Below are 22222 nucleotides of genomic sequence, written 5' to 3' on the forward strand. Positions count from 1 at the left end.
TGAATGCCTCGTCGTACTTCGTCATGAAAAACACCCCAAAGATTGGATCAACGTCCAACTTTTGGGGTGCAGTTCAAGTTGGCTCGCGCCGTTTTGCTTTCAGTCCCGCATTGCGCGGGGCTGCCCCTCGTCAGACAAGCGCGCGCAGGCGGTCGACGTTTTGGTCGATCTGCTGCTTGAGCGGCGAACGCAGGGCGTGGAGGCCAATGCTATCGGGATATCGCCGGCCAGCAGGTCCAGCAAGGTCAGCACGGACTGGAGGCCGGCGCTGACGCGGAGGAGATCGTCACTGGCTTCGAGGATTTGGTCTTCGAGGGTGACGGCTTTACTGGGTGGGGGTGCGCTGGCTTGGCGCGGTGGCGGAACTGGGCGCGGTCGGCCTTGGCCAGGTTTTCGGCTAGTTGGGCCTGCTTTTGGGCGATGGTGGGCTCTTGGGGGCTCGGGAAAGCGTTACGTTGGACGCTTCGGCGCCCAGGAGGAACCATGGATGCCCCTCTATGGGAGTATGCGATCACGGCCAAAATCAGCCGTAGATTCGGTTAAATAGCGTATGTGGCGCCAAACGAGCGCATTCTCCTATTGTCATACATTCATTCGAGACTGACTGTGCAGGACGTACTGACTACCAAGTTGTCAACCATTGAAGACTAGCTTAGCGACGAAGCGGTTCTTTGCCACTTCGATGTTAATCCGACCTTTAAGAGCTTCCGCCTGCAGTGGTCGCCTCAGGAAACCGAGTTCTTCTGCAGGTTGGCGCGTGCCGCCCACGATGCGGGCTTGGACTGGTGGCATATGAGCAAAGGCCGCGCTGCAGTTCGCTTTGGGCGGAAAGAACCCGGCTCCGACCGTGCTGTGGCCGTACTGGGCGTCATACGTGGCGTGCGAGAACGAAGCCTGCGCTGGCGACGACCTGTTGGCCAGTTCGCTCTACGTAAGTCGATGCAGATCACCGAAGAGCTCGTGGCCCAAGTCGAGAGCACTCTGCTAAGCGAGCGCGAAGCCATCGACCAGTTTTTTGGATCGCGTACGGGGCGTGACGCGCTTTGGCCCGATCAGCTCGGTGTGGATCGAGGTGACGAGGATGCCGAGGAAGAGGACTCGGCCGGTGCGGTAGACGACGCGAGCGAAGTAGCCATCGGCCGCGCCAACAATATCATTTACTACGGCCCTCCTGGCACCGGGAAGACGTACACAATTAACCAGCATCTAGGACGGGAGTACATCCAAGACATCCCCCAGGGCGAAGACCCTGCTATGCAGCGTCAAGTGGTGCTCGAACAACTAGTGTCTCGCAGCTGGTGGGAAGTAATAGCGGCAGCCCTGATCGAGATGAATCGGCCCGCTCGCGTGGGAGATATCGCGAAGCACACGTTTGTGAAGGCGATGATTGCTGCGAGCGGAAGCCAAGCCAACATCCATCCCAGAATCTGGAGCGCACTGAATCCCCACGCGGTGGCCGACTCCATCAACGTCAAGGAAGACCGTCGAATGGCGCCCGCCGTTTTCGACAAATCCCCTGATTCCGAATGGCGGCTGGCAGGCGATTGGCATGACCACTGCGAGGAGCTGATTGAGCTCGTCAAGAATTTCAGGGACGGGGATGCCAAGTCCTCATCGGAACGGAAGCCAGCCCATGCGGAGCGCTTCAGCTTCGTGACATTTCATCAGTCTTACGGTTACGAGGATTTCGTGGAAGGACTTCGACCTGTCCTGGATACAGAAGCGCGAGGCGGTGATGTACGTTACGAAATTCGTGACGGAGCCTTCAAGAAGCTCTGTCAGCGTGCTCGTGTCTCGCCGAACCAGCGCTTTGCCATGGTAATTGACGAGATCAACCGCGGAAACATCAGCAAGATCTTCGGAGAGCTCATCACTCTGATTGAACCTGACAAGCGGGAAGGTTCGCCGGGTGCTGTCACCGTGACACTTCCATACTCCGGCGAGCAGTTTTCCGTGCCGCCCAACGTAGATGTCATCGGATCCATGAACACGGCCGACCGGTCCCTAGCCTTGCTGGACACGGCACTTCGCCGTCGATTCGAATTCGTTGCAGTCATGCCGGACACTCGAGATACGGACGGGAGCCCTTTGGGACAATTGCGAGTGGAGACGGGCGACAGAGTCATCCACATTCCCCGAATGCTCGCGACCATCAATGAGCGCATTGAAGCGTTGTATGACCGTGACCATGGCATCGGTCACGCCTATTTCGAATCTTTAAAGTCAGCGATCAAAGAAAAGGACGATCCCTTCAAGGAGTTGACGAACATCTTCCGCAACCGAATCCTTCCTCTCTTGGAGGAGTATTTCTTTGAAGATTGGAACAAGATCCGCCTTGTATTGGCCGACAATCAGAAACCACCGGCGGCGCAGTTCATTTCGGAAAGCAGCAATCCTGCCGGGGACTTCCGGCGGTTGTTTGGCGCGAATCACGGACTAGACACGGATTTAGGGAGGGCCCGCTACAGTCTTAACGAGAAGGCGTTCGCTAATCCGGACGCCTATATCGGTATCTACGCGAACGCGCAGTCCTGATGATTGCTCAAGATCCTGTCTGTGGCATCTCAGTTCGCGAATTTGATGCCGTCGTTTCGGATAGCCCCGGCATCACCTTCGATGACCGGCTGCATTCGGTTCCAATACCCGTTTACGAGTGGCTGGAACGGCAGTGCCTTCGCTCCAGCGACGAGGGGAGTCATGGTTGGGCGAGGCCGGTATTGCGGCAGGGGCGCCGTGCGGTGCAGTTTACTGGTCATGTAGGCGTCCTTCGCGGGCCAGGGAATTTCTGTATCGAGATATTACCCAAAATAAGCAAGCGCGGTGCTGAATCCATCACGGAGTCACGCAAACTGCTCATCGAGATGCTGTCGTCCCTTGGAGGACTCCGGCATTTGCTCGTTGCCAACGCTTCAATTGCGGCGGCGCGGATGCCATTGCTCGAAGTCTTTCTAATGGAGTTCCTGCAGGCGGTAAATAAGGTGGTAAAACGTGGCATTGCCTCTCAGTACCGCCACCAGCAAGATAATCTATCAGCCCTGAGAGGCAAGCTTCTGATAGCCTCCCAAATCCAGCATAATGCCTGCCGAAAGGATAGGTTCTACGCCGAGCATGACGTGTTTTCGGCGGATCGCGCCGAAAACCGCCTACTTCGCTCCGCGCTCGATGTTGCATTGAAGTGGTGTCGATCTGCGCAGACTGAACGCGCCGCACGGGAGCTTATCTTTGCTTTCAATGATCTTCTACCGTCGCGTGATCCCAAAAGCGACTTCCAGCATGTTCGACTCGATCGCAGCATGGACCACTACGCTGCGGCACTGGCATGGGCACGGCTAATCTTAGAAGAACGCTCCCCTGTGACGGGACGAGGCGAGCATGAGAGTGCATCCCTGCTGTTTCCCATGCCTGCCTTATTTGAGTCATTCGTCGCCCAGCATCTCGCATCCGCCATCTCTCCTTCACTAGCACTTAAGAGTCAGGTTCAGAGCCGTTACCTGGTACAACACAAAGACGAACACTGGTTCCGAATGAAGCCAGATCTACTCTTGAAGGAAGGCGAACGTAATGTTCTGCTGCTCGACACAAAGTGGAAATTACTTGACGGCATGAAAGGCAATAGCGTAGACAAGTACAAATTATCGCAAGCGGATATCTACCAGCTTTTCGCATACGGCCATAATTACCTCGGTGGAAATGGAGACATTGCACTCGTGTATCCAAAAACCGACGAGTTTAGCGTGCCGCTTCCTGCATTCGAATTCCCGTTAGCCACTGGACTAAAACTTTGGGTACTTCCCTTCTGCCTTAAGCAGCGGAGACTTTGCGTACCACAGCACCCTAAGTTCGAGAAATGGTTCAACTATGACGAAGCGTGCAATGAATCTTGAAATCGCAGCAAAGGTGGCATCCGTTCTAATCGGGATATTTACGCTCGCCAAGATCTTTCTCGAGATAAGAGGAGTTCGCCGGAGTCGCGCGCGCGACGAATATAGATTCGCAAAGGAATTCCTTTCATCAATAGAGGAAGAGAATATCCATCCTTTCGCGAGAGAGAAAGGCTATCAAGCCATATCCGGCGATGCCAGCCTTAAAGGGGAAGAGGTAGCCTATTTACTTTCTTTAAGAGAGCCAGAAAAGGCGCTCAGGAACTATGTAATGGGTCGATCCTATTTAAAGCATCTTCCGAATCGCGGCAACTTGCAAATTGATTTCGACAAAAAATATAAGGCAGAGAAATCAAGAAATCTCAGGAAATGGTCGTATACAACTATCTACGCAGCATTCTCTTTTGGCACCATGGCGCCGCTGATTTTTTCGAAATATATCTCAGATAATATAGCCAACATTTTCGCATTGTTTTTCATTTTTGCCATCACGCTGTTCCCAATTGGGCTGATAGCTCTACGGGAAGCTGCCAGAATTCATCGCGCAGAGCGCCTGGTTGAAAGCCAACACCGACATACACAGATTATCGCAGTCGACCCCCAGTGGTCCCACAAGGATCGATCCCGCTTCTCGGGGCAGTAAATCAACGCCGTTGCTCGGGGCGTTGGCGCCTTTGCATCTTCGGTCTATGCGTCGTTGCGTGTGTACTTCGCAGCAAGCGCGGTGGCTGGGAGAGCCTTGAGGCTCCGGCTTGTAGCGCAAGTACCAGGACGGCGCGAGACCAATTGGCTCGCGCCGTTTGCTCTTCAGAGCCGCCCATCCGCTGCGGGTAAGCAGGCTTTACCTCGTCAGACCAGCGCCTGCAGGCGGTCGGCGCTTTCGATGAGCTGTTGCCTGAGCGGCAAAAGCAGGGCGTGGAGGCCGATGCATTCGGGGATGCTGTCGCTCTGCAGGTCCAGCAAGGTCAGGGCGGACTGAAGGCCGGCGCTGACGCGCAGGATGTCGTCAGTGACTTCGAGGATGTGGTCCTCGAGGGTGACGGCTTTGCTGGGTGGGGGCGGGGCGGCTTTGGCTTGGCGGCGGAACTGAGCGCGGTCGGCTTTGGCCAGGTTTTCGGCTAGTTGGGCTTGTCTTTGGGCGAGGGTGGGCTCTTGGGGAGCCGGGGTGGTGGGTTGCATTGCGAACCTCCTTGCATCGGTGATAGAGGCCCGCCGTCCGCTGTCAATCGGGTGGGCGAGCGCGAAGCAGGGTTGACAGACCGGATGCAAGGGCCGGCGAGCCCGGGGGCTCCCCCGCCACTGCCCGCCCGTAAGGGTGTGCATAGGCGAAAGACGAGAGGATACCGCCTCGTGGCTCGTCCGGCTTGCATGGATTCAGGCTGTCAAACCTGGTCGACCATTGTGTTGGTGACGCGACCAGTCTCCACCGACAGAGCTTCCGGACCAATGCGGCAATTCTCAAAGATCCCTCTCGGCCGCAATTGGCAAAGCCCAAGTACATGCCTGCGCAGGCTTTGCCAGAACGAACCCCACTGCCGGATTCCTTATGTGGAGAATGGAATAGGTTGGATTTGATGTCACGACTCACCGGCGTCACCCGTACGGGGTAAGCGGAATGGTGTCCGCACCAGCATTTTCCTAATCTGCGGCATAGAAGATCGACCACGAACTCCACTACCAGCCAAGCATTGAAGAACCCCTGGGCCGTTCAGTCGCCCGGCAGACATGCCCCCGACCCCTCTAATTCGAGAAGCCCTCCAAGCCATTGCTTGCAGACGTCGCGCGCTACATAATGACCAAAAATATCAGAAATTTCTGATTGCAGTCATCGGTAGACGTCGCAGTCGCGGGGGAAAAATTGCGCATTCCACATGTCACGCAAGCGACCATCAGGTCGGCATTGGACGAGTTCGATCGGGTGCTGCGTGGTACCCAGAAATGGGAAGATTGGGAAGCCAAGAAGTCGCAGCTTTACGCGATCTCCGATCAAGGAAAGCTGTATCCGCCTACGCAGGTCCTATCGATGGCGACAGGTGTGCCCGTTTCACGTTTTAGCGGCGGCGAGCAAACAAACGCTTATCTTGAGAACCTGGGCTTCAGCATTGTCCGGCTCCCTAACGGGAGCCCCTCGTTCGCGGGGTTCGAACCGCCAAAGTTCGCACTGGGACGCGTCTACCATCGGCAAACGGAGATACACGATCGCTTTGGCGGCAGCCGCCAGAGCGGCATAGCGCCATCCAGCAAAGTACCAGCCATCTTCATGTTCACCGGCGAAAGCGGCGAGCAGTATGGCTACTTTGACGGCCGCGACGAGCTCGGCATGTTCTCGTACACAGGGGAGGGGCAAGTCGGCGATATGGAATTCAAACGTGGCAACCTTGCCATCCGAGAGCACGCCGCCAACGGGCAGGCGCTGCACCTCTTCAAATCACTGGGGAAAGGCAAGGGACAGGAGTATCTGGGCGAGCATGTCTGTTGCGGCCACAGGATTCGTCATGGCCCTGACAGGGAAGGGGCGCAGAGAAACATTATCGTATTTCAACTCATTCCAGTCGCGCTGGTGGACGAGGAGAACATTACGCTGCCCGAAGATGAGGCTACGGATGAGCCTGCGCCTTCCAACTTGGAAGAGGCTCGCAAGCGCGCCATTGAGGCCATTCACGAATTCGGCGACGAAATGGGCAAAGCGGCGCTACGAAAGCTCTATCGGCGCAGCAAGCGAGTACGGGACTACGTTTTGCTGCGAGCTGAAGGCATTTGCGAGTCATGCCAACAGCCAGCACCGTTTAAGCGAAAGGACGGCTCAGCGTATCTCGAACCACATCACACCACACGTGTGTCAGATGGAGGACTTGATCATCCGCGCTATGTTGCAGCCATATGTCCTGCCTGCCATCGCCATATTCATCACGGGGTCGGCGGAGATGAGAAGAATCTTGCGCTGATTTCCTCTATCGCTGCCAAGGAACCTCCAGCATGACAGCGCCCAAAAAGCTACGGGTCTCGCTACATTGCCATGCCGTAGCTGTGTGCCTGATGGCTTGAACACGTGAAGGCGTGAAGGCGCCAAGCCCATCCTGAAGCCCCTGTCTATGAGGCGCTGAAATGGATGGGGCTGTACGTGCGGACCTACGCTTCCCAACGATGGCGGCGGTGAGTCGCGGGCCGCCGCGAACGCCCGGTGATGCCGGGCAAGGCTCGCTAGGCGCCATAGCCATAGTCGCGAGGCCTAATGCAGCTAGAAGGGAGGTAGCGTTTGGAAGTTCTCGTTGAAACTTATCGCAATTCTGGGGGGCCGTCCCACGCGCGCGTAGTGGCGACCTCTCTGTAGGGTCGGGCCTGCACCGGCTAGTATTGGAATACTCTTCCATGCACGTAGTCCCCACAGATGCCCAGTAATCCAGTCAACCTCCAGTGAACGCTAGTTGAGCGCATGAGGACGCCCGATTACCAAGCTGCGTGGCATCGGCTCAGATTTCCTAGTAACGTTCCACCGACATTTCTTAGGTGATCGACTCCGAATCCGAGGCGGGCCTGCTCCTAATAATCACATTACCAGTCCGAGCGAAAATCTCCGCCCGCTTCAGGAGATTATAATCCAGCAATTCTGCTTTGCCTAAACTGCATTTTAGCAAAGTAATGAATTCCCGAAAATCCATTAAATGAAAAAAAGACTCCGTCATCGCAGTGGCTCCGCGCATCTGCTGCCCAATATCTAGCCAATCGCCCCAGTGCATCAGCTCAGTGACCAAAACTATGCAGTGCGGTGGAAAGGCCCTATCGACGGCAATCTCCTTTCCGGCTTGATCAAATATTGGTGCTCCCTGCTTAAATGCCTTGGCCGCACCGACAAGCTGAGTAATGGCTTTACTAATCTGCTTCTGCGTCCCTTTTGTCTTTCGCTCTTGATTCTTCTGATACCCCGCTTGCAGGACTGACAAATCTTTTGTCTCGAACAGAAAAGCCCCATGTAAGTAATGCGAAAATACGTCTGTTAGCTCACGCCTCCTTTCTCCAATCTGAACCTCCGGATTTTTGTAAAGAGTCAAAGGAAAAACGGATTCCATCGCCGCCCAAACTGCGCGCTCCAGCATTTCTCCTTCGTTGCTGTCATTGATGACCACTGTTTGTGATTCGCGAATGCTTACAAACGAGACTTCGTTGGCGGTCCAGGGACCGAGTGCTAACTGGCTTTGCACTATTTCAATCTGTTCTGAGTTCTCCGTGATTCGGGAACTGTCAGCCGAAATGCCGAAGCAGTCGAGCGCATGCGAGGCGAAGTCACAGAATGGACCCACATATAGCCCGGGTATATTGCCTAGTAAGGCTATGGCTGCCCTAGATGACTCGTCGTCGATATTTGCATCGGCCCAGGCCACGCACACATCCATTTCATTAAACAGAAAAACCGGGAAGCGTTTTTTATACAACATTTTCATCAACGCCTCATGCTCCTCCTCGTGGCGCTGCACACCCGAAATGAACAGGGGTGTATCTGGCATATCGCAGATACGTGCGCCTACACATACATAAGTATCCTTTTTTCCAAAAACCAATTGTAAAGCGCAACCCGCGATAAGTGCCTTGATGCTATTACTAGGCGCTTTTATCAGGACCGCGAAATCGTCTCCATTCGCAGGAACGAACCATACGGATGCTTCTTCGGAGCGCATTTCATCGTGGACGCGAGTGCTTGGGATATGCATAGATTCGTCGAGCTAGCTTTGTTGAGAAGTTCGGATCCCGCGACGCGCCGCTGTCGTCACGGGCCCGTCGCTGCACTTCAAATACTGAACGAGGTCCATGATGCGGCCAAAGACGGGCGACCAAGTAGTGCGATCACAAGAATAAACAACTCTACCGTGCGGGATTGCCTGCTGCCGCGATCGACTCTGCTATATAAGCAAGCCACAGTTGCCCATCGATTTGACGATTTTGAGTATCAATCGGAATCGGAATCACTTGATTTCTAAACCGTGAATCGATCCGCAAGCGTCGCAGCAGTAGTCGATGCTGCTCTTGCACCGATCCATCGACGGCGCGACACACCCAGTAGAGGGTACGTCCTTGCTCTTCAATCAGCTCTCGGAATAATCCATTAATATGACTATCATCAGAGTTAAATGCGAAGCCCACAACGATCACCGCATCCGACGTCGCAAAACTGTCAAACAACTCGACATATCGACGGGACATCTCGACGGAAGTTAATGGTTTGAGGCCGCTTTGCGTCAAAATAAAAGGAACGTATATCTGATCTTGCGGGCAATCCTCCGGGTTCGCGCATCGCAGAACAGAGTTCTTGTACGGGTTATAATAATCCGACACACTTCCATTTAGGTGCAGCACATCCCCAAGCTGGATTTCCAATCTTTCAGAAACAGACTCCAGAATGCTATTGTAGTTTGCGGTGCCGATGGCTGATATGTCGAGATCCAGCTCTTCGAGGCGGGACAAATCGTGGTAGTAGCCCTGGCCTGGGAGTTGCTCCATATCCGGAACCTGAGCGGCAATATAGTCACGAGCTGCGCGCAAAAAGATTGCCATCCGCGTAAATTTTGCCCACTCCGTCTTCGGGGAATAAAGGTATCGAAAATGACTATCAATCAGAGACTGATAATCCAAAACCGTGGTGAACAGATTCTCCAGTGCACGCTGGGCGATTGCAGATAACAGTTGGGTAATGGATGATTCCTCGCCAGCCGGGAAGTCTCGATCCTCCTCCAGCAAAAGCTCCAGCGCAGTCGTGCCGACCTTATTGAACTCCAATCTGAACATCCCAGATATATCGTCAAAAATTGGAATATCATCCGGCGCCGATTCAAATAGCTCTTGATTGAGGCGCTGAACCAACGTCTGGCCATGCGCGCCCACTAGCAGCTGCAAAAAGGCGCTTGCGTAGCGTTTTAAATCATCGGAGTTATCAGCAGTGCGGATAGTGTCCAGCATTGCCGAATAGAACTCTGAACTAAATAGTCGAACATCGTCGGCGAGTATCTCGTTTAGTCGAATGGTATGTGTATAGAGCCTGCTGCCAAATTCTTCATTGAGCGCTTCCGCATATTTTCTCGACACGAGCTCACGGTCAATGCCAAGCTGCTCGATGGCTTGATCACATTCTTCATCAAATGAATTTAGACGCCTGATTATCTCGCCTCTTCTATACTCAATGGAGGATTCGATAAGGCTTGTAAATTCGTTTCGCCCGAACGCGTGAATGCGGCTTTCCGCATAATTTTGTGGCAACCAATTCGTCGCGTAAGGCGACATTGCATCTATTCTTCGCAGCTGCTCCCGCAAAGCTGACTTGTATTCGCCAGGATCTTGACGAAACAAGTCAATGGCAAATTTTCCGCCCGAAGGAAGTCCATAACCGATCTCAGCTCCAGCCCCGAAGAAGAATCCGACCCTCATCAATCAACCCCTTCCGTCAAGAAAAAACTAGCAACAGGGCCAAGGCCCCAGTGATATTGGTTAGCAGGTTATCTTTCCCAACCATATGTAAGTCAATGCCTACCGATGGGTCCGAACCAAGCCTACACTCCTAAACACTTCCAACTCTCGCCATCCTGGTATGTAGGCACTCATGAGGGCCTTAAACATGCGGCCGTGAGTCGGAACCCGCAGGTGCAAAAGTTCATGGACAATGACAAAGTCCTGGAAAGCAGAATCTTGACTGGCAAGATCCGAAGCCAGAGTCACAGTTCCTGCCGATGAGCAGCCCCCCCATTTACGCCTCATCTCTTGCACACGAATGGCGCGTGGGTTGACACGTAACTTGACCGCCCATGCCAACGTTCGGCGCCGCAATTCCTGCATGGGATAGAGGGACGACTTCACTGGTCAGGCTCCGCCAACAGCAGCTTGACGATCAATTCAACAACGCGGGCGTGCTCATCCTGCAGCAAGGCAAGCAATGGCTTATAGAGCGATGCTCGCAGCCTTCGCTGTTCATCTGCGTTGACCATTGCATTCGGGAAGCGGCTGAGCAGTTCCTCCGCTTCCTTCGCGAGCGCCATCGCGTCAATAGTGGCAGTGTTGATGGCCAGATCATCGCGCAAGACCCAGCTCACTGCGAAAGCGCGTGCAGATAACTCTCGACGATCACGTCCTCATATGGGTCGTCTTGCGCCATGTTGCTCTTCTCCAAGGTTGCAGAGTTCGCCGGCGTGCGGCCGGCGAGCAGTCGTCGGACATTGTCCTCGTCATGATTGCTGACCGACATCCCACTTTCGAATGGCAGTTTGGGGCGCGCCGAATATCCAACGTACAAGCCATCGCCGCATTCATTGCCTTTGCCGGTCACCTGCTGTCTACTGGCATCGTCGACGGCATATCGAATCCAGCGCACCTATCGCGAGCTGTGCCTTGGCCCCTGTAATTATGGCGTGCTCGGTGTTTGTCCGTTTGATGCGCGTGCCTCGCCGGGTAGGCTTCTCCGAAGGTGGCTTGGGGAGTGGGCGCCTAGTTTCCCACTGAGCGTCGCCCCGAGCCCACACGAGCTCATCCCCTGGACGAGCATTGGGTAGACTCGGTTTCGGGGACGCCCTTCCAACGGCCAACTTCGCCCAATATCCGCGTTCTGGACGGGGTACATTGAGCAATGTACATACCCTGGCCATATAGCTGCCGGGCTCTCTTCTACCTGACCAGACTGCAATATCTCCAGCGTTCTGAAGGCCAGGTTCCACGGACATCTGGCTTCTGGGATGACTGGGCTGCGGCCAAGTCACACGCTCGCGGTACCCACGACATCCAGTGCCCAACGCAGCATCGGCCAGAACCGTGGTGGCAACAGCTCTTGGGCTCTATCAAGCGGTACCCACCGAAACTCGTGATGTTCTGGGCGACCAAGCTCGGAACTGACCGGGAGACTCACATCACCCTGGCTCGACAGCGCAAGGTATAGACGCGCGACCTTTCCTTTCGAGTACGGCTCGGTCTCGTGATAGTCCTCGCCCCAAGGCAATTCCAGGTCAGACAGCCCGGTTTCCTCCGCGGTCTCGCGGAGTGCCGTCTGCAACAGTTCTTCGCCAGGCTCTGGCAGCCCTTTCGGGAAGTCCCAGTTCCGATACGCACGTAGCACGAGACAGCACCACTGGCCGTCGAGTTGGCGCATCACCACCAGGCCTGCTGAACGCTTTACTACGGTCATTTTCCAATAGGTTTGCAGCGATGGTCAGCCTGGGTTCGCTCGGCGAACGGGTGTTCCTCAGACCCCGCTCAATCGTCGACCAGGATAAAGGTGCTCCCCATACTTCGTCACGATATTCAAGAAGTGGACTGATAGCTGCTCCGCCTCTTCAACCTGAGCAGCAAATTCATCCAGGGTCAGCTCAATCGATTTGTCCTCGCGATTTGGCGACATGTCCCAATCGAGAGGGACGAACACGAGCAGAGGCGTGGCGTCGGACAGTCGACCCGACTCGGTGAACAAGTGCTTTCCCGGCACGCCCCATCGTCCGTGAGCGTATTCGTTGCGAAGCCCTCTAGCCTTGTGCGCGCGGGCGAACCAGTGACGGAATTCCTTTTGCCCCTCATCATGAGAGGTGAACCAGGCGGCGGACACCAGCTCTTCAAGCGCTGTCAGCCGTTCATGCAGCCTTGATGTCCCTGGCTTGAGCAGCTTCCAAATGCTGGCGTCGTCTTTGTGTGCCCAGTACCCGAGTTGGAGGCCGACATTGAAATCTAGGCGTGCGATAGCATGTACGAGGCGACCCAGAAGCAAATGGAACGCGCTATCGAAATCATTTAGGGCAATCTCGGCCCATGCGTTTGAGCGCTTAGGTGGCATGCTGCGATGGTGCTAACGTTGCACGTATCGCGCAAGAAAATCGCGATAGCTGTCCAAGCAATTCACTTGCACCTTGTATCGGCCGGAAAGCGGTAGGGAGCCCTTACGAAACGAAGGTCTTCCAAGGCCATCGTACCCCAACTCCAGTTGAGCGTTTCCCGCGAGAAGCTCACACCAGCGCCGGACGTCTGTTGCCAGTTCGACCAAATCTTCTCGCAATAGACAGTGGTCGGTAAGCTGACCGTGGAAGATTTTGTTTCGTACTGCCAGCGCGTCTGAAACTATGCGCCTCAGGCCACCATACTCGGCGCCTACTATTTGCTCCACGGATAGCGGGTAAAGTGCGTCGATACCACGTTCAAAGCCGTCGAAATACACCCGCTTGTTGTCGCTCAACACTCCTCTAAGACCGGCGACGTGATGGTCGTCAAAGTCATCTGACTGAAATATGAGGTAGGTGAAGAGCTTCCGCATCTGACGCTCCATCTTTATGATGGACAGCGCGAAAACGTCGACTGCTCGTGTCGGCAGTTGGCTTTCCGCAATCATGTCGATGGTTGCGAACTCTTCTGTAAAGCTCAAGGCGCCTCCTTTCCGGGTAACCGCAGTCTCTTGCCACTCTGCCTACTGAAGCTCTTGTAGCGCTCGAACCAGCGCTATTGCCGCCGCCTTATGCCGCTCAGACCGGCCTAGCAGGTCCACAAATTGTCTAACAACCGTATCCTCCTCAGCAGCACCACGGGTCTGCACTTGCAAAAAATCTGCGACTTTTTGCAAATTTCTGGACACGAATTTGAACTCCGCGTGCTCGAATCTCGAAAGCTGACCGACATCAATCTGCAATGAGCCTGATAGTTCCGACAACGTTAAGCCGAGCGCTTTCCGCCGCAGCCGTAGCGCTCCTGCGAGTTCTTCTGCTTCTTGAACTGACTTGCGGTTTCTTCGCATCTTGCATATTATTTTGCAAATATTTTTGCAAATTGGCAAGCATGGCTATCTACGTTGACGACGAGCGCATCCCATGGCGAGGTAAGCAATGGTGCCATCTGGTTGCAGACTCTCTGGCCGAACTGCACGAGTTCGCTCGCCGTCTCGGCTTACGGCGCACCTGGTTTCAGGAGCGCTCGGTCTATCCTCACTACGACGTGACAGTGAGTGTCAGAGATAAAGCCCTGACGTTGGGTGCCTCGATGGGAGACCGGAGCACAATCATCACGTGCGCAAAGCAGCTAAAGGCCGAGCTTTACGCGGAACGGATAGCTGTGCCACAGTCCTAGGTAGAAAAATAGCTAGGAGGGTCACCCGTCATGTATCTCCCCGATGAAGTTTCGGGCAACCAGCGCCTGTCGCTTGCTGAGTACGAAGAACGCGCGTCTGCCTCAAACCAGTTTCAAGGAAAGCCCGGCGCATTCAATCAGCTCCGATACGGATTCTTCGGTGAGATTGGCGGAACCCTGGCTGCGATAAAGAAGTCGAATCGCGACCTTGGAGCCGCCGAACAAGCAAACGTCACCGAAGAGCTCGGTGACGCGCTCTGGTACCTGACAACCGTTGCCGTGGAGTGCAATCGGAGTCTGAACGACGTTGGCGTTGCTGCACTGAAAGAGCTACAACGCCGCCTAGAAGTCGACAACCGTAGTTCCATGGCTGGCAATCTCACGTTTTCGGAATTCGACGGGCTTACGGAGTACTGTCGGAGCAAAATTTCCCCCGACACACGCACGGAGACACTTTGTCGGCTGGGGAAGCATTGTGGTCAACTGATGGGACTCTCCGACCCCGAGGACCTCGGCGGCACGCTTGGCCTGCTTGGGGAACTGCTTGCAGATATGATTCTTGTCTGCGCCCAATTCGACCTAAAGTTTGCTCAAGTGGCACAGGCCAACTTGGAAAAGTTTGAATCTCGGTGGCCCAAGGAAGGCACTAAGCATCATCCGTTATTCGACGAGTCGTATTCGGCGCTGGAGCAACTCCCTCGGGAGTTTAAAATGCGGTTCGTCCAAGTTTTCGATGCGGACGGTGTCCCTTACGTCATTCAACAGATGAAAGGGGTAAACATCGGCGACCGCCTCACCGACAATCGCACCGAGCCAGACGGCTACCGATTCCATGATGTCTTCCATTTGGCGTACATCGCGCACCTTGGCTGGTCGCCTGTCATTCGTGGTCTTCTGAAGCTGAAGCGGAAGAGCAATCCCCAAGTCGACCGGGACGAGGACGGTGCCCGGGCCATGATTATCGAAGAGGGCATTGCCACGTGGATATTCAACCATGCGTTCCAGCGGAAGTACTTCACTGATACCCCTCCTGGCAAGCTGGAGTATGGAGTGCTGAAGCAAGTGCGGGAGATGGTGAGGGGATATGAGGTGTACGAATGTCCTCTCTGGCAGTGGGAGAAGGCCATTCTTGAGGGCTTCGAAGTGTTCCGTCAGCTTTGCGAAACAGGCGGTGGCGATGTGACGGTAAATATGACCGAACACACCATCACGTTTGAGCCGATGCAGGACGAAGAGAAGCCCACGCTGGCTATCGTTCCCAGAAAAAAGAAGATGGTCGTAGGGGCCGCGTTGCCGCCTGCGAATGATTGAAGAAAGAGTATGACCCCCCGTTCGTTCGTTGCCGCGCTGTCCGAGATTAACTTGGACGGCGTATTCAATCCCTACAGGAACCGCTGCGAAATTCACGACCTTGCGGACGCCCCAGCGGTACGCCGCAGGAACCTGCGCACCTATCTGAGCGCCATTGAACAGCTGGGAGTGGACACGATTTGGATGGGCCGCGACCTTGGGTACCGGGGCGGCCGGCGCACAGGCCTTGCGCTAACCGATGAACGACGGCTCGATGCTTTTGCACACTCGTATCCAGGCGCCACGCCGGCCAAGGCCACCAAAGGGCCTGTGGTTGCCGAGCGTACTGCTGCTGAGATTTGGGCAATCTTGGAGCGCCTCGAACGCCGCCCGCTCTTGTGGAACGTGTTCCCCTTCCATCCGCACGAGGCCGATGACCCTCTGACAAACCGGAAATTTTCCGCGAAGGAATTGGCTGCTGTTTCCGAGCTGAATCACGCGCTCTTCGCTTGGCTGGGCATCCGCCGAATTATCTGCATAGGCCAAGACGCAGCTAGCTACGCGCGGTCCTTTGGTATCAGCGTCGAGTGCGTTCGTCATCCGAGCTACGGCGGTGTGGCCGACTTCCGCAGGGGTATGCAGGAAATCTATGGCGACAGCTTGGCGCCCGTCGCCGGTACCCAGCAAGCCGCATTATTTTGAGGCAAGCCCCAAGACAGTCTTCGCTTTGGCGACACCCCCCCATTCCTTAACGTCCAACACGGCGTGCGAGGAAATGCAGGTGAGCGTCCCCATCTTGAGCCCCGCTTCCTTGGCCACGAAAGATTGAAGCTGCGCCAACCCCAATAGATTGCCAAGTGCACGGGCACAGTAGTGGTGCGACCGGTACATTGCGGTGAGATGTACGGCGTAGCCCTGCGCTTCCTTAACGCGTTTAAAGCTCAAGTGGGAGAGACATGGCATGCCGAGCCATTCGCGCCCATCAATTGCGGCGTTGTAGGTCGGGACGTCTCCCTCAAAATTGTCGTTGTCCTCCTGACCCGATGCCAAATCCACACCCGGGTCGGCGACGCCCAGTTCATACGACGACGTATAGGAAGCGATGGAGCCGTCTTTCTTCGCCGGCTGACCTTTGTCACTCAGGCGTTGGACAAGCAGTTCCAGAGGATTGAAGGTGTCGGTTCCATCCTTGGTGGCGCGCTCAATCATACGGAGCGCATACGTGCCCCACGTCCCTTGCTTCTTCCCGCGCTTAAGCATGGCCTTGTATTTGTCATAAAAGGCGGGACGCTCGTGACGGCGATACAAGTCCAGCGGGAAGATAGTCCCCGCCACCGTGCGGAGTGTCAGGTCCCGAGGAGCGAGCGCAGCATCGACTCGCTGCATCACGAGCACGTCGTCTGTGGCAATCGTCAGCGGGTCTTCGATTTCCAGGACGATGTTCATCGCCTTCCGTTTCGGGGCTTGCTCAAGATATTTGGCAGCAGCAAGCCAAGTCGGTACTACTCGTGAATGCGTGTCGAAAAGAACGGCCATGTTTTATTTTTACACCAAGAAACCCTCTTGCATATGCAGCAGCAGGTGTCGTTCCGGCACCCAAGCATGCCCCTGATTTCCCCATCCTTCGCCCCACGAATTCCGAAGCAGGACGTGCGCCTCGCCCGATGTGCGATGCGTCCCTACGCCTACGGCGACCATCGCATGGAATTGGTCGGGTATGACATAAGGGTCAAATTCAACAATACCGTCAGCAGGATAAAACAGCGACTTTGTAACCGCTACAATCACACCTACGGCGTGCCCCTGTCGGATATGAGCCACAACTTCCGGCAGCGACAAATCGCGCTTTTTCGTCTGGCTCACGTACAGCGGCCTCAGGTCGGCCGGAGGCGCCATCAGGGGGGCATCGTGCGTATCCCCACAATAGGGGTATATGCCTTCTTCCGGCTGTCCAGGGCTCTCAACGGCGGCGAGAATCTGCTCCATGGTGAAGCCGTCGCCTGGCTGCCAGTCCTGGCCAAGGCGTGCCGCGTGGTGACACATAAACTCCACGCTCAAATGCGGCGTCGCATTGGCGAAGGCATTCAGGTCTGACGTTGTGAACGCTAGGCACGTCGGACGTCTGCCCTGATTGCGGGAGGGGCCAAGTCGGTCAGAATGATTCACGTCAACTTCAATCATTCCTGACCTCGCACGTTCTCCAACCTACGTTGGCGTTCAGCCCGCGATAGACCGCCGTTCGGGTTCAGGTCATCAAACTCCGCGCTAAAAGACAGCGTGTCGTGGCTGTCTCCGCCCTTGACCCAGGGGGCTGTCTCATGAACAGCGATGTCGGCACGTTTAAGAGCGGCGCTTTCAGCCCCAACGATTCCATTGGTTGGGGCCAGTTCGTAACGCATTGTTCCGCTGCCCAGACCACCCACCACGATAGGAGCATCGCTGCGCTTGGATACCGTCCTTGCGTCGTGGACGAAAGGTTCGAGCGTAAACCCTTCACACCGCAACTCGTCCACTGTCCACAAATGGCCTGTACCAGCGTGATTTGGAAGGTCCAACACGAAGCGGTCGGTGGAGGCCGGTTCGATAATGCGGTCCTTGTCGGACTTGTCGAGAATCCAGACATCTCCCGTCAGCTTCACGGATGTGTCTTGAATGTTCAGCGCGTCCAGCTTCAGGGCCTTAGGCTTATTCGCAAGCAGGCGTTGCACGGAGGCTTGCGAAATCACCTCCATGCGAGCAAGCGACCAAGCCATCGCTTCGTAGCTCGTCCCCAAGCGGAGAGACAACTGGTACACGACATACGGCTTCTCGAGATGATTCTTCGACCACCCCTTCATCCGCATGATGGCGATGACGAGCCATCGCGGTGCCAGCAACGAGTAGGCAAACTGGTTCGCCTGGCGCTCGATGAGGTGCGCGCTCATCCCGATTTCTACCGTGTCGTCGGTAGTGCTGTCATGACCGAGGAAGTAGTGCCCTAATTCATGGGCACATGTCATATGCACCAAGCCCCGCGGACGGTCCACGTTGACGAGAATTCCGGCTTCACCGTCTTCCCGAAGGAAGCCGCCGAGCAGCTTCTTTAGCGGCCGATACATGACCGTTACTTCGGCCGCGCTAGCGAGCAGCGTTGGGTCGACGCGGGTGTAGCCTTGATTGATGCGGTCCTTGGCTGAGAACTCCTCCAAGACTTCCGCGGCGCGGCGTGCGGCCCCCAGCAATTCGTCACGAGCCATCATGGACCTCGACGTTTGGATTTGCCGGAGCTGCGCAGGAAGTCAGCAAAGCGGCCCAATTCTTCAAGGTCCTGCTCACTTAACCCATGAGTCGCGCGAGCCAGAAACGCAACCTTCGCATCGGTCTTCGACGACTCTCCCGTGAGCAGGTATGCCACTGTTTGCCCGTACAACTGGCTCAGCTTGTCGAGTTCTACAGCTTCGACCTTTCGAATGCCGGCCTCGATGTTGGTTACGGCCGGCCTGGAGATTCCAAGCGTTGCCGCGACGTCTTCCTGCGAAAGACCAACGTACTCACGCGCCTCTCTCAGCCTCTGAGCCAAAAGCAGACGCTGTTCGTCGGCCGAGTCAGCCTTCTCTTGGCTCATTTCTTCGTCGCCAAATGCTCAAGGACCTTGGCCGACAGAAGATTCACGAACTCGTCCTTCGTCTTGTAGCCGCCGGCCTGAATGACGGTGTTGGGCAATTTCGTCTGCACAATTTTGTCGAGGGTGAGCAGTACTTCGACCGCAGTCATGGATTCGATTGGTTCCAGCAGTTCATCAACGGTGCTCGGACCCCCCCCCGCAGGTATCAACGCGTGGTCATCCCAGAAAATTTCCAACGCCGATTTGATTTGCGCTTCGAGGTTTGCCATGGATGCTCTCCGGAGTGCAGAAGTCGATGTACGAAAATCGTACAAACAAGGTTCGATTTTGTCAACCGAACTTCTTTAGACCGGAAATGTGCGGCACGGGTGGGGGGAAGGTGTGCCGGCTTGGAAGGACTACGAGAGCGCCGAATTGATGTCGACGAAATATGCTTAAAGAAGCATTTTGATTAGTTAGTCCGACATCCTAAATCCTTGAATACAAGAGGATTTACGGAAATGTCGGACTAACTATTTGGCGCGTCGGACTAACTAATCGAAGTCACCAGCGACCGACCCTTACTTTACGGGGGGAATAGCACTCCACCGTCACCGACTTCGCCAGATTCCATGTTTCGCAGACACGTGGGAGGCACCGATGCAAGCCATAGAATTATCCATAATTCGGGACTATCAATAAAAGAGACCCATAAACTTCTCAGTTTATGGGTCCAAGATTCTCAGGTTATGGGTTTATCTACACTACATCAATCAAACATCAATATTCCGCGCCACCAACGCATTGGACTCAATAAAATTCCTCCGCGGCTCCACCTCATCCCCCATCAGCGTAGTGAAGATCTGATCCGCCGCAATAGCATCCTCAATCTGCACCTTCAACAGTCGCCGCTGGGTAACGTCGAGCGTCGTCTCAAACAGCTGCTCAGGGTTCATCTCACCAAGACCCTTATAGCGCTGACGCGAAACTCCGCGTTCGGCTTCAGCCAGCAACCACTGCATCGCCCCATGGAAGTCATTGACAGTCTGATCCCTCAGCTTGTCCCCTTCCCCGCGTTGCACCTTAGTCCCCTCAGGCGTCAGCCCCTGGAACGTCTTGGCCGCATTCGACAGCGCCGCATAATCCGCCCCGTGAACAAAGTCCGCATCCAGGTGCGACAACCGCACATTGCCATGATGCCGCCGCGCAATCATCAGCCGATGCTTGTCAGTCTTCTCATCAAACTGCGCATACACATCAGCCGTACCATCGTCGTTGACCGCAGCCCCAATCAACGTCTTGGCATGCATCTCCGCCAGCTTAGCCTTCAGCGCCACCGCTGAAGCCTCCGCCGCCGCAGCACTATCCAGATCCAGCGTCACGCCGTCCGCAATGGCACGCAGGGCGTCGGTATCCACCACGCGCGACAAGCGGCCAATCACGCCCTCGGTCAGCTGATACTGCCGCGCCAGCTCGGTCAGCGCATCCCCACTGATCTCCGACCCATCCGGCCGCACCAGTGACGCCTTCTCCATCGCCAGCTTCAGCAGGTAGGCATTGAGCTCGACATCATCCTTGATATACCGCTCTTCCTTGCCATGCTTGATCTTGTACAGCGGCGGCTGCGCGATATACACATAACCGCGCTCGATGATGTCAGGCATCTGCCGGTAGAAGAACGTCAGCAGCAGCGTGCGGATGTGCGAGCCGTCCACGTCCGCGTCGGTCATGATGATGATGCGGTGGTAGCGCAGCTTTTCCAGGTTGTAGTCGTCCTTGCCGATGCCGGTGCCCAGCGCGGTGATCAGCGTCAGCACTTCCTGGCTGGACAGCATCTTGTCGAAGCGGGCGCGCTCTACGTTCAGGATCTTGCCCTTCAGCGGCAGGATGGCCTGGAACTTACGGTCGCGGCCCTGCTTGGCGGAGCCGCCTGCGGAGTCGCCCTCCACCAGGAAGAGTTCTGACAGGGCGGGGTCTTTTTCCTGGCAGTCGGCCAGCTTGCCGGGCAGGCCCATGCCGTCCATCAAGCCCTTGCGGCGGGTCATTTCGCGTGCCTTGCGGGCGGCTTCGCGGGCGCGGGCGGCATCTACGATCTTGCCGCAGATGATCTTGGCGTCGCCCGGGGTTTCCAGCAGGAAGTCGTTCAGGGCCTTGCCGACAAGTTCTTCCACGGGCAGGCGCACTTCAGACGAGACCAGCTTGTCTTTGGTCTGTGAGCTGAACTTGGGCTCGGGCACCTTGACGGAGAGCACGCAGGACAGGCCTTCGCGCATGTCGTCGCCGGTGGTTTCCACCTTGGCTTTCTTGGCGACTTCGTTTTCTTCGATGTACTTGTTGATGACGCGGGTCATCGCGGCGCGCAGGCCGGTCAGGTGGGTGCCGCCATCCCGCTGCGGGATGTTGTTGGTGAAGCAGAGCACCTGCTCGTTGTAGCCGTCGTTCCACTGCATGGCCACTTCCACGGCGATACCGTCTTTTTCGGTATTGGCGTAGAAGATGTTGGGGTGCAGCACGCTCTTGGAGCGGTTGATGTATTCGACAAAGCCCTTCACGCCGCCGGAGAAGGCAAAGTCTTCTTCCTTGCCGGTGCGCTGGTCGACCAGCTTGATGTGCACGCCATTGTTCAGGAACGAGAGCTCGCGGATGCGCTTGGAGAGGATCTCGTAGTGGAACTCGACGTTGGTGAAGATCTCTTCGTCGGCCAGGAAGTGGACTTCAGTGCCGCGCTTGTCGGTGGCGCCGATGATCTTCATCGGCGAGACTTCAACGGGCTGGCCGTCGGGGCCGGGCACAGTCTCGACGATGCGGTTCTGCACGTCGCCCTTGGCGAATTCGATCAGGTGCACCTGGCCATCGCGGCGCACGGTCAGGCGCAGCCACTTGGACAGTGCGTTCACGCAGGACACGCCCACGCCGTGCAGGCCGCCGGATACCTTGTAGCTGTTCTGGTTGAACTTGCCGCCGGCGTGCAGCTCAGTCATGGCGATTTCCGCCGCGCTGCGCTTGGGTTCGTGCTTGTCGTCAAACTTGACCAGGGGCGGGATGCCGCGGCCGTTGTCGACGATGGAGATCGAGTTGTCGCTGTGGATGGTGACCTGGATCTCGGTGCAGTAGCCGGCCAGCGCTTCGTCGATGGAGTTGTCCAGCACCTCGAACACCAGGTGGTGCAGGCCGGTGCCGTCGGAGGTGTCGCCGATATACATGCCCGGGCGCTTGCGTACCGCCTCCAGGCCTTCCAGGATCTGGATCGAAGAGGCTCCGTAGGTGTTTTCCTGTTGCGGTTTCTGCTGTTCGGTCATGTCTTTCTACTCAACGGCTGATGCGAAAACCCGGCCGCGCCGGCACACTGGCAGGGCGTCTGGCTTTCCGCATGGCGGGTTACTAAAAACGGCAAAAG

22 protein-coding genes are annotated in these 22222 nt (G+C 55.9%); 7 read left to right on the plus strand and 15 right to left on the minus strand.

What is annotated here, in order from left to right:
- Positions 1-939: 939 nt before the first annotated feature.
- Genes AC3WVS_RS28320 through AC3WVS_RS28330 form a run of 3 tightly spaced genes read left to right on the plus strand, consistent with a single transcriptional unit; the run spans position 940 to position 4524 of the window.
- Entirely contained in the window at positions 940-2535 is a 1596-nt protein-coding gene (locus AC3WVS_RS28320) for an McrB family protein (RefSeq protein WP_492321289.1), read from the plus strand.
- On the plus strand, positions 2535-3884 hold the full coding sequence (locus AC3WVS_RS28325; protein ID WP_492321290.1) for an McrC family protein: 1350 nt from the start codon (positions 2535-2537) through the stop codon (positions 3882-3884). Before AC3WVS_RS28320 ends, AC3WVS_RS28325 begins: the two co-directional genes overlap by 1 nt.
- Complete coding sequence (locus AC3WVS_RS28330; RefSeq protein WP_492321291.1) at positions 3874-4524, plus strand: hypothetical protein; 651 nt, start codon at positions 3874-3876, stop codon at positions 4522-4524. The genes AC3WVS_RS28325 and AC3WVS_RS28330 overlap by 11 nt, the downstream gene beginning before the upstream one ends.
- A gap of 206 nt (positions 4525-4730) precedes the next feature.
- On the opposite strand, the gene AC3WVS_RS28335 is transcribed toward AC3WVS_RS28330, so the two are convergent.
- Positions 4731-5060: a DUF1484 family protein gene (locus AC3WVS_RS28335; RefSeq protein ID WP_492321292.1), complete on the minus strand. Its 330-nt coding sequence runs from the start codon at positions 5058-5060 to the stop codon at positions 4731-4733.
- Positions 5061-5781: 721 nt separating this feature from the next.
- Between AC3WVS_RS28335 and AC3WVS_RS28340 the strand changes: the two genes are divergently transcribed.
- Complete coding sequence (locus tag AC3WVS_RS28340) at positions 5782-6861, plus strand: HNH endonuclease (RefSeq protein WP_492321293.1); 1080 nt, start codon at positions 5782-5784, stop codon at positions 6859-6861.
- Between the two features lie 523 nt (positions 6862-7384).
- On the opposite strand, the gene AC3WVS_RS28345 is transcribed toward AC3WVS_RS28340, so the two are convergent.
- The 8 genes from AC3WVS_RS28345 to AC3WVS_RS28380 form a co-directional block, all read right to left on the minus strand.
- The gene (locus AC3WVS_RS28345; RefSeq protein WP_492321294.1) at positions 7385-8587 is read right to left on the minus strand and encodes a hypothetical protein; all 1203 of its coding nucleotides are present in this window, start codon (positions 8585-8587) and stop codon (positions 7385-7387) included.
- A 151-nt stretch (positions 8588-8738) separates the two neighbouring features.
- Positions 8739-10295: a hypothetical protein gene (locus AC3WVS_RS28350; RefSeq protein ID WP_492321295.1), complete on the minus strand. Its 1557-nt coding sequence runs from the start codon at positions 10293-10295 to the stop codon at positions 8739-8741.
- A 99-nt stretch (positions 10296-10394) separates the two neighbouring features.
- A complete protein-coding gene (locus AC3WVS_RS28355; RefSeq protein WP_492321352.1) occupies positions 10395-10700 on the minus strand; it encodes a M48 metallopeptidase family protein in 306 nt (101 codons plus the stop codon).
- Between the two features lie 17 nt (positions 10701-10717).
- Positions 10718-10942, minus strand: coding sequence for a hypothetical protein (locus AC3WVS_RS28360; RefSeq protein WP_492321296.1), 225 nt, complete (start codon positions 10940-10942; stop codon positions 10718-10720).
- Positions 10943-10950: 8 nt separating this feature from the next.
- Entirely contained in the window at positions 10951-11187 is a 237-nt protein-coding gene (locus AC3WVS_RS28365) for a hypothetical protein (RefSeq protein WP_492321297.1), read from the minus strand.
- A 423-nt stretch (positions 11188-11610) separates the two neighbouring features.
- On the minus strand, positions 11611-12036 hold the full coding sequence (locus AC3WVS_RS28370; protein WP_492321298.1) for an NUDIX domain-containing protein: 426 nt from the start codon (positions 12034-12036) through the stop codon (positions 11611-11613).
- A 57-nt stretch (positions 12037-12093) separates the two neighbouring features.
- Positions 12094-12675 carry a hypothetical protein gene (locus AC3WVS_RS28375; protein ID WP_492321299.1) on the minus strand — a complete coding sequence of 194 codons (582 nt, stop codon included), beginning with the start codon at positions 12673-12675 and terminating at the stop codon, positions 12094-12096.
- 12 nt (positions 12676-12687) lie between these two features.
- Positions 12688-13257 carry a hypothetical protein gene (locus AC3WVS_RS28380; RefSeq protein ID WP_492321300.1) on the minus strand — a complete coding sequence of 190 codons (570 nt, stop codon included), beginning with the start codon at positions 13255-13257 and terminating at the stop codon, positions 12688-12690.
- 407 nt (positions 13258-13664) lie between these two features.
- On the opposite strand from AC3WVS_RS28380, the gene AC3WVS_RS28385 reads away from it, so the two are divergent.
- From AC3WVS_RS28385 to AC3WVS_RS28395, 3 genes are read left to right on the plus strand one after another with little or no spacing between them, the layout of a single operon-like run.
- A complete protein-coding gene (locus tag AC3WVS_RS28385) occupies positions 13665-13952 on the plus strand; it encodes a DUF4031 domain-containing protein (protein ID WP_492321301.1) in 288 nt (95 codons plus the stop codon).
- A 30-nt stretch (positions 13953-13982) separates the two neighbouring features.
- Positions 13983-15263, plus strand: a complete 1281-nt coding sequence (locus AC3WVS_RS28390) for a nucleoside triphosphate pyrophosphohydrolase family protein (protein ID WP_492321302.1) — start codon at positions 13983-13985, stop codon at positions 15261-15263.
- Positions 15264-15272: 9 nt separating this feature from the next.
- Complete coding sequence (locus AC3WVS_RS28395; protein ID WP_492321303.1) at positions 15273-15944, plus strand: uracil-DNA glycosylase; 672 nt, start codon at positions 15273-15275, stop codon at positions 15942-15944.
- On the opposite strand, the gene AC3WVS_RS28400 is transcribed toward AC3WVS_RS28395, so the two are convergent.
- The 6 genes from AC3WVS_RS28400 to gyrB form a co-directional block, all read right to left on the minus strand.
- Entirely contained in the window at positions 15936-16688 is a 753-nt protein-coding gene (locus tag AC3WVS_RS28400; protein ID WP_492321304.1) for a hypothetical protein, read from the minus strand. The two genes, AC3WVS_RS28395 and AC3WVS_RS28400, sit on opposite strands and share 9 nt — an antisense overlap.
- Positions 16689-16787: 99 nt before the next feature.
- A complete protein-coding gene (locus AC3WVS_RS28405) occupies positions 16788-17423 on the minus strand; it encodes a C1 family peptidase (RefSeq protein ID WP_492321305.1) in 636 nt (211 codons plus the stop codon).
- Complete coding sequence (locus tag AC3WVS_RS28410; RefSeq protein WP_492321306.1) at positions 17420-18481, minus strand: ImmA/IrrE family metallo-endopeptidase; 1062 nt, start codon at positions 18479-18481, stop codon at positions 17420-17422. Before AC3WVS_RS28410 ends, AC3WVS_RS28405 begins: the two co-directional genes overlap by 4 nt.
- Positions 18478-18846 (minus strand): helix-turn-helix domain-containing protein, encoded by a 369-nt coding sequence (locus AC3WVS_RS28415; RefSeq protein WP_492321307.1) that lies wholly within the window; start codon positions 18844-18846, stop codon positions 18478-18480. Before AC3WVS_RS28415 ends, AC3WVS_RS28410 begins: the two co-directional genes overlap by 4 nt.
- On the minus strand, positions 18843-19115 hold the full coding sequence (locus AC3WVS_RS28420) for a hypothetical protein (RefSeq protein WP_318234582.1): 273 nt from the start codon (positions 19113-19115) through the stop codon (positions 18843-18845). The genes AC3WVS_RS28415 and AC3WVS_RS28420 overlap by 4 nt, the downstream gene beginning before the upstream one ends.
- 483 nt (positions 19116-19598) lie before the next feature.
- A complete protein-coding gene (gyrB, locus tag AC3WVS_RS28425) occupies positions 19599-22124 on the minus strand; it encodes a DNA topoisomerase (ATP-hydrolyzing) subunit B (RefSeq protein ID WP_492321308.1) in 2526 nt (841 codons plus the stop codon).
- Positions 22125-22222 lie beyond the last annotated feature (98 nt).

It is taken from the genome of Cupriavidus sp. CPT47-8839-RL05A (assembly GCF_058792255.1).